General features: G+C 58.3%; 12 protein-coding genes and 1 tRNA gene. 9 read left to right on the top strand and 4 right to left on the bottom strand.

What is annotated here, in order from left to right:
* The 9 genes from ppdK to ACILQA_RS07070 all read left to right on the top strand — a co-directional run.
* On the top strand, nt 1-1,886 hold a 1,886-nt coding region (gene ppdK / locus ACILQA_RS07110; protein WP_395629070.1), incomplete at its 5' end, for a pyruvate, phosphate dikinase.
* 35 nt (nt 1,887-1,921) lie between these two features.
* Complete coding sequence (locus ACILQA_RS07105) at nt 1,922-2,497, top strand: DUF1214 domain-containing protein (RefSeq protein WP_395629069.1); 576 nt, start codon at nt 1,922-1,924, stop codon at nt 2,495-2,497.
* Nucleotides 2,494-3,015, top strand: coding sequence for a DUF1254 domain-containing protein (locus ACILQA_RS07100; protein WP_395629068.1), 522 nt, complete (start codon nt 2,494-2,496; stop codon nt 3,013-3,015). Before ACILQA_RS07105 ends, ACILQA_RS07100 begins: the two co-directional genes overlap by 4 nt.
* Nucleotides 3,016-3,071: 56 nt before the next feature.
* Nucleotides 3,072-3,148, top strand: a tRNA-Arg gene (locus ACILQA_RS07095).
* Between the two features lie 34 nt (nt 3,149-3,182).
* Nucleotides 3,183-3,866 (top strand): 7-cyano-7-deazaguanine synthase QueC, encoded by a 684-nt coding sequence (gene queC / locus ACILQA_RS07090; protein ID WP_183939808.1) that lies wholly within the window; start codon nt 3,183-3,185, stop codon nt 3,864-3,866.
* A complete protein-coding gene (gene queE, locus ACILQA_RS07085; protein WP_395629067.1) occupies nt 3,863-4,501 on the top strand; it encodes a 7-carboxy-7-deazaguanine synthase in 639 nt (212 codons plus the stop codon). The genes queC and queE overlap by 4 nt, the downstream gene beginning before the upstream one ends.
* 71 nt (nt 4,502-4,572) lie before the next feature.
* Nucleotides 4,573-4,920, top strand: a complete 348-nt coding sequence (locus ACILQA_RS07080; protein ID WP_395629066.1) for a hypothetical protein — start codon at nt 4,573-4,575, stop codon at nt 4,918-4,920.
* 46 nt (nt 4,921-4,966) lie between these two features.
* Nucleotides 4,967-6,313 carry a TldD/PmbA family protein gene (locus ACILQA_RS07075; RefSeq protein ID WP_395629065.1) on the top strand — a complete coding sequence of 449 codons (1,347 nt, stop codon included), beginning with the start codon at nt 4,967-4,969 and terminating at the stop codon, nt 6,311-6,313.
* A complete protein-coding gene (locus tag ACILQA_RS07070; protein WP_395629064.1) occupies nt 6,306-7,106 on the top strand; it encodes an inositol monophosphatase family protein in 801 nt (266 codons plus the stop codon). The genes ACILQA_RS07075 and ACILQA_RS07070 overlap by 8 nt, the downstream gene beginning before the upstream one ends.
* A 140-nt stretch (nt 7,107-7,246) precedes the next feature.
* Here the strand turns inward: ACILQA_RS07070 and ACILQA_RS07065 are convergent, their stop codons facing one another.
* From ACILQA_RS07065 to crtY, 4 genes are all read right to left on the bottom strand, one after another.
* Nucleotides 7,247-8,182, bottom strand: coding sequence for a phytoene/squalene synthase family protein (locus ACILQA_RS07065; RefSeq protein ID WP_395629063.1), 936 nt, complete (start codon nt 8,180-8,182; stop codon nt 7,247-7,249).
* Nucleotides 8,183-8,218: 36 nt separating this feature from the next.
* Nucleotides 8,219-8,800 (bottom strand): TIGR00730 family Rossman fold protein, encoded by a 582-nt coding sequence (locus ACILQA_RS07060; RefSeq protein ID WP_395629062.1) that lies wholly within the window; start codon nt 8,798-8,800, stop codon nt 8,219-8,221.
* Nucleotides 8,797-10,284, bottom strand: a complete 1,488-nt coding sequence (locus ACILQA_RS07055; protein ID WP_306064255.1) for a phytoene desaturase — start codon at nt 10,282-10,284, stop codon at nt 8,797-8,799. The genes ACILQA_RS07060 and ACILQA_RS07055 overlap by 4 nt, the downstream gene beginning before the upstream one ends.
* Nucleotides 10,281-11,347, bottom strand: a 1,067-nt coding sequence (gene crtY, locus ACILQA_RS07050; protein ID WP_395629061.1) for a lycopene beta-cyclase CrtY, incomplete at its 5' end; no start/stop codon positions are given. The genes ACILQA_RS07055 and crtY, both read right to left, overlap by 4 nt.

The following is an 11,347-nucleotide window of genomic DNA, read 5'->3' as shown; positions in this document are numbered from 1 at the left end:
CGGGCGTGGCCTTCACCCGCGATCCCGCGACCGGCGAGAATGCTTATTATGGCGAATATCTCATCAATGCGCAGGGCGAAGATGTTGTCGCGGGTATCCGTACCCCGCAATATCTGACCAAGGCGGCGCGTGAACGTGCGGGCGCAAAGCCCTTGTCGATGGAAGAAGCCATGCCCGCGGTATATGCCGAGCTGGCGCGCGTGTTCGACATCCTCGAAACGCATTATCGCGATATGCAGGATATCGAATTCACCGTTGAGCGTGAAAAATTGTGGATGCTGCAAACCCGATCGGGCAAGCGCACCGCGAAGGCAGCGTTGAAAATCGCGGTCGATATGGCCGACGCTGGCCTCATCACCACGGACGAGGCTGTCCTGCGCGTGGACCCGATGGCGCTGGACCAATTGCTGCACCCGACGCTGGATCCCGATGCCGTGCGCGATGTGCTGACCTCTGGCCTGCCAGCATCGCCCGGCGCAGCTTCGGGCAAAATTGTGTTTGATGCCGACACTGCCGACAAATGGAAAGAGCGCGGCGAGTCCGTCATTTTGGTGCGCGTTGAAACCAGCCCAGAAGACATTCACGGCATGCACGCCGCAACCGGCATACTGACCGCACGTGGGGGCATGACGAGCCATGCGGCGGTTGTCGCACGTGGCATGGGCCGTCCTTGCGTATCGGGTGCTGGCAGCCTTCAGATCGACGCCGCGGCCAAAACGCTGCGCATCGCGGGACGGACGTTGCATGAAGGCGATATCATCACGCTTGATGGTTCCACCGGCGAAGTGATGGCGGGCGAAGTCCCGACCTTGCAGCCTGAGCTGGTGGGCGATTTTGGCACGTTGATGGTGTGGGCCGATGCCGGTCGCCGGATGAAAGTCCGCGCCAACGCTGAAACGCCATTGGATGCGCAGACGGCGCGCGATTTTGGCGCAGAAGGCATTGGCCTGTGCCGTACCGAGCATATGTTCTTTGATGCCGCGCGCATTACCGCTGTGCGCCAGATGATCCTGGCGGATGATGAAAAGGGCCGCCGCGTTGCGCTCGACAAATTGCTGCCCGAACAGCGTAAGGATTTTGCCGCGATTTTCGAAGTGATGGCTGGTCTTCCTGTCACCATCCGTTTGCTCGACCCGCCATTGCATGAATTCCTGCCACATCAGGAAAGCGAATTTGCCGAGGTTGCTGCGGCTGCTGGTGTCGGTATCGAGGTGCTGAAGCAACGTGCCGCCGAACTGCACGAATTCAACCCGATGCTTGGCCATCGCGGGTGCCGCTTGGGCGTGACCTATCCTGAAATCTACGAGATGCAGGCGCGTGCGATATTTGAAGCGGCCTGTTCATTGGCCGTTGCACCGGTTCCGGAAATCATGATCCCGCTCGTCGGCACCCGGCGTGAGCTTGAGCTGATGAAGGACGTTGTCGACAAGGCTGCCGAAGCGGTCTTTGCCGAACAGGGCAAGCGTATCGAATATCTGGTCGGCACGATGATCGAACTGCCGCGCGCCGCATTGATGGCCGATGAAATCGCCGAAGTCGGTAGCTTCTTCAGTTTCGGCACGAACGACCTGACGCAGACCACTTTGGGCGTCAGCCGCGATGATGCCGCACGGTTCCTGACGCATTATGTCGACAAGGGCATTTACGCCCGCGACCCGTTCGTCAGCTTGGATGTGGAAGGCGTTGGCCAGCTCATTGAAATTGCGGCGAACAAAGGCCGCGCGACGCGTCCCGAAATCAAGCTTGGCATTTGCGGCGAACATGGCGGCGATCCGGCGTCGATTGCCTTTTGTGAAAAGGTCGGCCTCGATTATGTCAGCGCCTCCCCCTATCGCGTGCCTATTGCGCGATTGGCAGCAGCGCAGGCGGCACTTGCCAGAAAGTAATCTTTTGCTCTAACCTTCGTTCGAGGGAGAGCATTATGAAAACGTGGCACCGATTTGCGGCATGTATCGCATTGGGCTTCATTGGCGGCACGGCTGATGCTGTGTATCAGGTCCGTGGCGGATTAAGCGATGGCACGGTCGAAATCGGGCCGTGGCAGACGGGAAAAAGCTTTGGCACCGTGGATGCAAGCGCGCTCACGCGGGCCAAGGTCGCTTTGGGTGGTCTACTGGCCTTACCTTCGAGAGAAGCGATGTATTTTACCGCGCAAAAGGACAGCGATGGCCGCGCACTTGACGGGCGCTGCACATATACCGTGCGCGGCGGCAAGCTTGATGGCCGTTGGTGGAGCGTAACCTTATATGAAGGCGAAGGCTGGCTCGTGAAAAATGCCGCCAAGCGTTGGTCGGTGCCCGCCAGTGCCGTTCCGGTCGATGAAGCGGGCGGATGGTCTTTCACGGTCGCGCCGTCGGCGCAAAGCGGAACATGGCTGCCGACGGGTTCAGTGCCCAAATTTGACCTGACGCTTCGGCTATACCATCCGTCAGCGACGACGATCCAAAGTCCGGAGACGGCGCAGTTGCCGACGATTGAACGCAAGGAGTGTGCATGATGCGGCGCTGGTTATTCCCGATATTGGCAGGCACCGTCATGGCCATTGGGGCCTATCATGCGACATTGCTGGCCACGCCTTTCGCGTTGATGCAGGCAGCGATTATGAAAGTCGGCAAACAGGCGCCCGCAAACCAGTTTGCTTTCTCGCCGATGACGACGGCGGAAAATCAGACGATCGTTCGGCCTAGCCCGGATCTTTCTTATTCCGTTTGCGCCTTTGATGTATCCAAAGGGCCAGTGCTGGTCGATGTGCAGCCTGTGCCGGACCATTATTGGTCGGTGAGCATTTTTGATGCCCGAACAGATGTGGCGGCGGTACGCAGCGATAGGGAAACGAAAGGTGCGCCAGCCCGCCTCGCGTTGATGAAGCAGGGGCAGACGGCGCCAGCGGGTTATGACCCCGTCCGTGTTGGCTATGACAGGGGGCTGGTGTTGATCCGAATATTGGTCGCCCCGGCCAGCACTTTCCCAACGATTGATGCGATCCGCAGAAAATCGACCTGCAAGCAGGTTTGAAGGTCAAATTAGCTATTGCACAACTTTGTCAGCGTCCCTAATAGCGGCGCTCCAGTGCACCCGTAGCTCAGCTGGATAGAGCATCAGACTACGAATCTGAGGGCCGGGCGTTCGAATCGCTCCGGGTGCACCACTTTTCTTCTCTCTGAATACAGAGACCCCTCGCAATGACCGCAAAATCCAAATCTGCCATCGTTCTGTTGTCCGGTGGCCTCGATTCAATGGTTGTTGCCGGCTTGGCGCGCGAGGCAGGCTATGACCTTATCGCGCTGACCATCGATTATAACCAGCGCCACCGGATTGAGCTTGATAGTGCCGCGACCATCGCGGCGCATTTGGGGGCGATTGAACATATCGTCCTGCCGCTTGATCTGACACGCTTTGGTGGCTCCGCGCTGACCGCGGACATTGCTGTTCCCAAAGAGGGCGTTGAGGAAAACGCTATCCCGATCACTTATGTGCCCGCGCGCAACACGATATTCCTGTCCTTATGCCTTGGCCTTGCCGAAGCACGCGGTGCACGGGATTTGTGGATTGGGGTCAATGCGCTCGATTATTCGGGCTATCCCGATTGCCGCCCGGAATTCATCCGCGCCTTTGAAGGCATGGCCAATTTGGCCACCAAGGCGGGTGTTGAAGGCGATCATTTCAGTGTCCACACGCCGTTGCTGCACATGAGCAAGGCCGATATCGCCACCCAAGCGGCGCGGCTTGGCCTTGATGCGGGCATGAGCTGGTCCTGCTACGATCCGACGCCCGATAACAAAGCCTGCGGCCGCTGTGACAGCTGCCGGTTGCGCGCCAAGGGCTTTGCCGATGCGGGATTGCCCGACCCCACCGTTTACGCATGAGCTACGCGGTTAAAGAGATTTTCCTGACGCTTCAGGGCGAAGGCGTTCATGCGGGCCGCCGTGCGGTGTTTCTGCGCTTTGCCGGATGCAATTTGTGGACGGGTCGCGAAGAAGACCGCAGTTCGGCCATCTGCCAATTTTGCGATACCGATTTTGTCGGCATGAATGGCGAAAATGGCGGGCGTTATGATGCGGCTGACCTTGCTGCAAAAGTTGCGGCATTATGGGGTGATGGCACGCAATCGCGCTATGTCGTGATCACAGGGGGCGAACCTATGTTGCAGGTCGATGATGCGATTGTCGACGCATTGCACGCGCACGGGTTTCAGATCGCCATTGAAAGCAACGGCACCATTGCGGTTCATCCGGGCATCGATTGGGTCTGCATCAGCCCCAAGGCAGGGTCTGACGTGGTCCAACATCATGGCGATGAATTGAAACTTGTCTGGCCGCAATTGGCGAGTGATTTGGACCGTATGGAGGGATGGCAATTTGCCCATTTCCTCATCCAGCCCATGGATAAAGGCGACGCGGTGTTGAACGCGGCCAGCGTAGAGGAAGCGACACGTTTCGTCATGGACCGCCCAAAATGGCGCTTATCCTTGCAAAATCACAAGATTTTGGGACTGCCCTGACCCTTATTAAATATGCTTGAAACCTGTTCCCAAAGATGACAGTCTCATGACGGGAAGAGGAGAGCGGGAAAATGGCAAAAGCCAAACAAGCGCAATTGCGCAGCTATAAAAGCTATTCAAAACGTATGTCCGACCATATCGCCTTTGCGCTGGTGGTCTACACATTGGCACTGATATTTTTGGTGACGCCCACCATCGAATCGCGTGGCACGTCGATTTTTCCTTATTTTGTCTTGGTCCTGTTTGTGGCTGTGGTCATTCCGCCATGCCGCAATATGGAGCGTCGCTGGCAGGCACTGGATGCCGCTGCGTATAATGGTGATGGCTTGAAGACGCATTATGTCGCGGACCGGCTGAAGCTTTGGGCGGCCGCTGTGGTCATTCCCGCAATTTTGGCGGTTTTGTTCACGGTATTTTGACCGCCGCTTGATTGACGCTGTAACGGCCCGCGCCTAAGCGGGAATCATGCTTAAACCTCAAGAAGCGCTTGATCGCGCGCACAATCTCGTTTCCCAAGCCATTAAAGCCGGTGCAGATGCCGCCGACGCCGTATATGTGTGTGACGCATCTACGGACGTTCAAGTGCGGCTGGGCCAGTTAGAGGATGTGGCCCGTTCCGAAGGCGAAGATATTGGATTGCGGGTTTTTGTCGGCCAGCGATCGGCGACGATTTCATCATCCAACATGAACCCCGATATTCTGGCCGGTCTGGTTGCGCGCGCAATCGACATGGCGAAAGAAGCACCCGAAGACCAATATGCGGGCCTCGCGCCGCACGACCGGCTGCTCACGGGCGCAATTCCGGACTTCGACAGCGATGATGGCCAAGACCCCGATCCTGCACAGCTTCGCGCAGCCGCGCTTGAATGCGAAGATGCCGCGCGCGCCGTTCCCGGCGTCACCAACAGCGAAGGCGCTGGCGCAAGTGCGTCGCGCTCGATCTTTGCGCTGGCCACCAGTCACGGCTTTGCAGGCGTGAAATCGGGATCAGGCTATGGCATATCCGCTAGCGTGCTATCGGGCGATGGCGATGCCAAGGAACGCGATTATGACTGGCGCTCGGCCCGGCATCTTGCCGATCTCGCCAGCCCCGCCAGCGTTGGCACGCGTGCCGGTGAACGCGCCGTGAAACGGTTGAACCCCGGCACCATCAAAAGCGGACAGATGCCCGTGGTCTTTGACCCGCGCGTTGGCAGTTCGTTGGTCGGGCATTTGCTGGGTGGGATTAGCGGGTCGGCCATTGCCCGCAAAACAAGCTTCCTGCTGGAATCGCTCGGCGCGCAATTGTTCGACAGCGGCATATCGATCATCGACAATCCGCATGTGCAGCGTGGGCTTGGGTCGCGCGCCTTTGATGGCGAAGGCCTGCCCACTGCGCGTCGCGCGATCATAGAAAAGGGCGTTTTGACCGGCTGGTTGATGGAAAGCGCATCGGCGCGGCAATTGGGATTAGAACCCACCGGCCATGCCAGCCGCGGTGTGAGCGGTGCGCCGGGCGTCAGCCCATCCAACGTGCATTTGGAAGGCGGCAGTGTCAGCGTTGCCGAACTGATCGCCGACATCAAACATGGCGTCTATGTCCATGAACTGGCCGGGCAGGGCGTTAATCCGGTGACGGGCGATTACAGCCGCGGTGCCGCCGGTTTCCTGATCATCGACGGCGAAATTGCCGGACCTGTGAGCGAATTTACCATTGCCGGCAATTTGAAGGATATGTTTGCCGCGATGACCGCCGCGAACGATCTGGAATGGATCCGCAGCATCAATGTGCCGACCTTGCGGATCGACGGCATGATGATCGCAGGTGCCTGAACGCCAGCTTGATAGAGACGCCGTCATCGCAGCCACGCAGGAAGCTGCGGCGTTGGCGTTCGCCCGCTGGCGCGATGGGGCAGTGCCCGATGCCAAGGTGTGGGAAAAGAGCCGCGACAATTTCGTGAGCGAAATCGACATGGCCGTCGACGCGTTGCTGACGACCCGTTTGCAGGCGATTTTGCCGGAGGCGGCATGGTTGTCCGAAGAGACGCTCGATGACCCAAAGCGGCTGGATGCGCGGCTGTTGTGGCTGGTCGACCCCATTGACGGCACCCGCGATTATGTGCGCGGACGCAGCGGATGGTGCGTGTCGGTTGCCTTGGTGGCCGATGGCATTCCGATATTTGCGGTGATGGCTGCGCCAGCCGAAGACAAAATTTGGGTGGCGGCACGCGGCGAAGGCGTGACGTGCAACAATGCGCCTCTGTCGGGCAGCACACGATTGGATTTCACCGGATCACGCGTGCCCGCCGATGAATTACCACGGCTCGATGCGGACCTTGTGACCGTGACCAAGCCCAACAGCATCGCAATGCGGATGACGATGGTCGCCTGTGACCGCGCCGACTTGGTCGCAACGCTGCGCTGGGGCAATGAATGGGACATCGCCGCCGCGCATCTCGTGGCGCAGGAAGCGGGCGCAGTCGTAACCGATGCGCTTGGCGGGCCGATTTTATATAATAAGCGCAAACCATTGGATTTCGGCCTGATTTGTTGCGCGCCGGGAATACATGACGCCGCGGTGGAGCGCTTGTCGGGGCGCGCGGCGCGGTTGTTGGCCGCGTCCTGAATTCGCCTCCACATGCCCATCACCGTCATCCTGAACTTGTTTCAGGATCTTACTTTTTCAACGTCGGTAGTAAGACCCTGAAACAAGTTCAGGGTGACGAATGTGGGGGTGCGTTAGGCTAATGCAGCGAGCCCGCGCTGCTAAACCCTCGCCCGCGTCCACAAAGCCGCGCGGTCCATGTCACGCGGGTTGTTCGCAACAGCATCGACAAACGCTTTGCGCACCCAGCGAAACTTTTCAGGCCGGCTGGTGAAAATACGTTGGTCCCACGCGTGGCTATCGGCGGCGCGGACTTTGCGCGCGATCTCGCCATAAATCCCTGCGGCCGATAACACCGCCCAGCGGGCACGCAGCGGCAGATGCGCCGCGCCGACACGTGCCGACGCTTCATATTGCTCGGCTTCGTCCGCCAGCCAACGGCCCATCAGCGCCAGTTTCTTGCGGTTATGCGGCTTCATATGCTCGCCCGGCCCGATATCGAGCGTCGCCAGCCAGTCGTCGGGTAAATAGCAGCGTCCGGCGGCATCATCTTCGGCAATATCCCGCGCGATGTTGGCGAGTTGAAAGGCGAGACCAAGGTCACAAGCGCGGTCGAGCGTGGCGTCATCATCCGCCGGAACGCCCATCACCACGGCCATCATCACGCCCACGGCGCCCGCAACATGGTAGCAATATTGGTAGAGATCGCTTTCGCGGCGGGGGTGCCAGTCGGCGGCATCCAGCGCGAAGCCTTCGATCACATCCTCTGCCATGCGCGCTGTAATGCCACATTCCCGCGCGACAACGCCCAGGCAGTCAAACGCAGGCTCACCCGTCGGCGTCCCCGCCAGCGCTTTTGCGGTCAGCGTGCGAATGGCGGCAAGGCTCTGCTGAGGGTCGGTGACCGCCGCCATCGCGCCGCCATGGTCCTGACCATCGGCCATATCATCGCATTTGCGGCACCATGCATAGAGCAGCCACACGCGTTCGCGCGTAGTGCGGTCAAACAACCGGCTGGCGAAACGGAAGGACTTCGATCCCCGCGATATGCTGTCCTGTGCAAATTGAACAAGGGCAGGGCGATCAAAATCAGCCACGGCAAAAATCTGTGCAAGGGCTGATATGGGCTTGGTTCACAAATCGTCTGCTTTCATCTGAAAGATGGTCTTGTGCGGCACATAGGCGGCCATTTTGTCCAGCAAGCCATCCAGCGTGTCATCGACGATCATGATGCCCGCATGTTGCGGCCGGATAAAGCCGACATCGATCATATTCTGGTTGAACGCGATAAGTTGATCATAAAAACCGGCAATGTTCAAAACGCCGACGGGTTTTTGATGATAGCCAAGCTGTGACCAGCTGATGGCTTCCCACAATTCGTCCATCGTCCCGACGCCGCCGGGAATGGTGATGAAGCCATCTGACAGGTCGGTAAAGCGCGCCTTGCGTTCGTGCATGCCCGAAACAACATGCAGTTCGGTGCAGCCCTTGTGCGCGACTTCAGCGCCGACCAGTGCTTCGGGGATGATGCCAATCACTTCACCGCCTGCCGCAAGCGCGCTGTCAGCCACTGCACCCATCAGCCCCAATCGGCCGCCGCCGTAAACGACGCCAATGCCACGTTCCGCCAGCATCTTACCGACGCTGCGCGCAGCTTCGATATAAATGGGGTTATCGGGCGTGGCCGAACCGCAATAGACCGCGAGCCGTTTCACTTATGTGCGTCCTCCAGCATCAATGCTGCGGTCGCCTTTGCACTACCGACAACGCCGGGGATGCCAGCGCCGGGGTGCGTGCCTGCGCCGACGAAATACAGATTGTGTATCGCATCATCGCGGTTGTGCGCACGCATATAGGCCGACTGCCACAAAACGGGTTCAAGGCTGAACGCGCTGCCCAAATGCGCCGAAAGGTCGCGGCCGAAATCGGCGGGCGTGTAATGGAACTGCGTCATGATCCGGCTGCGGATGTCGGGGATCAGGCGGCGCTCAAGCTCATCCAAAATTCGTTCCTTCAGAGCTTCACCCACATCGCCATCCCAATCGAGCGGCGCTTTGCCCATATGCGCGACAGGCGCGAGGACATAAAATGTTGAGCAACCTTCAGGCGCTAGGCTTGGGTCCGTGACGGTCGGATGGTGCAAATATAGCGAAAAATCCTGCGGAAGGACGCCGTTTTTATAAATGTCGTCGAGCAGGCCTTTGTAGCGCGGGCCAAACAAGATCATATGGTGCGGAATGCCCGGCCATGTGCCCTTAATGCCAAGGTGCAGAACGAAAAGCGACGGCGACCAGCTTTTGCGCCGCAGCGATTTGGTTGCGCGTTCGCCGCGTTTGTTGCTGGTCAACAAATCCTTGTACGTGTGCATCAGGTCGCCATTGGACGCCGCCATGTCGCAGTCCATACGCCAGCCCGATTTCGTACGCACGCCAATGACCTTGTCACCGCGTGTTTCGATTTCTTCGACGGGATCGCCCAAGCGGATCGTCCCGCCGAGCCGTTCGAAATGCGTCACCATCGCCGCGACAAGCCGGTTGGTGCCGCCCTTGGCAAACCAGACACCGCCTTCTTTTTCGATGGTGTGGATAAGCGCGTAGATCGCGCTGGTGCTCATTGGGTTTCCGCCGACGAGCAATGTGTGGAATGACAAAGCTTCGCGCAGCTTTTCATCTTTCACATAAGACGAAACGATCGAATAAACCGAACGCCATGCCTGATATTTCATCAGCGCAGGGGCCGCCTTTATCATCGATGCGAAGTCGAGGAACGCGACCGAACCGAGCTTTTGATAACCCTCTTTGAACACGCCCTTCGAATATTCGAGGAACTTGCGATAGCCCTCAACATCGTCGGGGTTCAGCTTTTCGATTTCGGCTTTCAGGCCGGGTGCATCATTCGAATAATCGAAATTCGTGCCATCGGGCCAGTTCAAACGGTAGAACGGGAACACGGGCATCAATTCCACGTCGTCCGACATTTTATGGCCGGACAGCGACCACAATTCTTCCAGACATGGCGGGTCGGTGATGACCGTCGGGCCACCGTCAAAGGTAAAGCCGTCTTTTTCCCAATAATAGCCGCGGCCACCGGGCTTATCGCGCGCTTCAATAATTGTTGTGGAGATGCCTGCAGATTGAAGCCGCATTGCAAGCGCAAGGCCGCCAAATCCGGCACCAATAATCGCTGCTGTCTTCGTCATTTCTTCTTGCTCCGGATCGCGGTGATGGCTTTCCCTATGGGAATGGGCGGCTTGCCAATCAGGATGCGCGCCTTGTCACTGTTGCTGCTATTCCCAGCATAAAAGCGTTCAATCAATCCGGGCTTTAGCCTGTAGAAACGTTCTAATATTTTATATCGGTCGCGGCCTTCGGCGCCGCGGAACAGCATCCGGTTGAGCATCCGGAAAAATCGGCCCTTGTCCCAATGGTCCTGCGCACGCTGGCGCAGAACAAGATTGAGCTTGTCGCCGTCAAGATCGGGCTGCTCGGCAATGAAAATGGCGTTGCGCACCGCGTCGGGCAGGGAATAGCTGGTCACCGCCTGAAAAAATGCACCGCGCGCGCCGGCTTTTGCCGTGCGGCCACTGCCGCTTGCCCAATAGCTTTCCAGATCGCCGCCCATCACGACGGGCAAGACGCCATTTTCTTCGCGCAAGACGCGTTCGACTTTCCAGCCTTGTTCATCGGCATAAGCCGCAATCCGTTGACGCAGGATGCGCGGGTCCAAATCGGGTTTGTCGCTGTAATACGTGTCTTCGACAAACAGCTTGTCCATTCCAAAGGGCAGGACATAGACGAAGCGATAGCCATCATGCTGGTCCACCGTCGCGTCCATGACGATGGGTTTTGTAAGATTGTGGGGCTCCGACAATTGCATCAGTTGGCCGGTAAATTTCTGCCACCCGCAATCAAGATGGTTCAGGTCGCCTGCGCCCCGCGCGTCAATCACGCCGCCAGCGTTAATACGCTGTGCGCCGTCGAGGACCACAAGCCTGGGCGAGACCGCTTTCACTTCACGGCCAAGCATCAATGATGATGCAGGCAGGTTCTTGCGCAGCACCCAGTCGAGCCGTTCGGATTCAATCGTGTAATAAATATTGTCGAGCGTGCGGCTGTGCCCCGGGAATTTGACGTCATAACCCGACCAGCCATAAGTCACCAATGGCGCAGTCAGCCAACGATGCTCTGGCAATATGTCGCTCGCAAAAAAGCTCCAAATATGGTTGCCGCCAAAGCTGTCGCCTTGTTCAATCAGGACGATTT

It is taken from the genome of Sphingorhabdus sp., from assembly GCF_044239005.1.
Lineage (GTDB): Bacteria > Pseudomonadota > Alphaproteobacteria > Sphingomonadales > Sphingomonadaceae > Sphingorhabdus_B.
The sequence above is the reverse complement of the archived record's forward strand: the minus strand, read 5'-3'. Positions and strand labels throughout refer to the sequence as shown.

What these genes read in the sequence shown, in the direction of transcription:
- ACILQA_RS07105 (WP_395629069.1), top strand. Translation starts at nt 1,922, where the DNA reads ATGAAAACGTGGCACCGATTTGCGGCATGTATCGCATTGGGCTTCATT.
- ACILQA_RS07100 (WP_395629068.1), top strand. Translation starts at nt 2,494, where the DNA reads ATGATGCGGCGCTGGTTATTCCCGATATTGGCAGGCACCGTCATGGCC.
- queC (WP_183939808.1), top strand. Translation starts at nt 3,183, where the DNA reads ATGACCGCAAAATCCAAATCTGCCATCGTTCTGTTGTCCGGTGGCCTC.
- queE (WP_395629067.1), top strand. Translation starts at nt 3,863, where the DNA reads ATGAGCTACGCGGTTAAAGAGATTTTCCTGACGCTTCAGGGCGAAGGC.
- ACILQA_RS07080 (WP_395629066.1), top strand. Translation starts at nt 4,573, where the DNA reads ATGGCAAAAGCCAAACAAGCGCAATTGCGCAGCTATAAAAGCTATTCA.
- ACILQA_RS07075 (WP_395629065.1), top strand. Translation starts at nt 4,967, where the DNA reads ATGCTTAAACCTCAAGAAGCGCTTGATCGCGCGCACAATCTCGTTTCC.
- ACILQA_RS07055 (WP_306064255.1), bottom strand. Translation starts at nt 10,284, where the DNA reads ATGACGAAGACAGCAGCGATTATTGGTGCCGGATTTGGCGGCCTTGCG.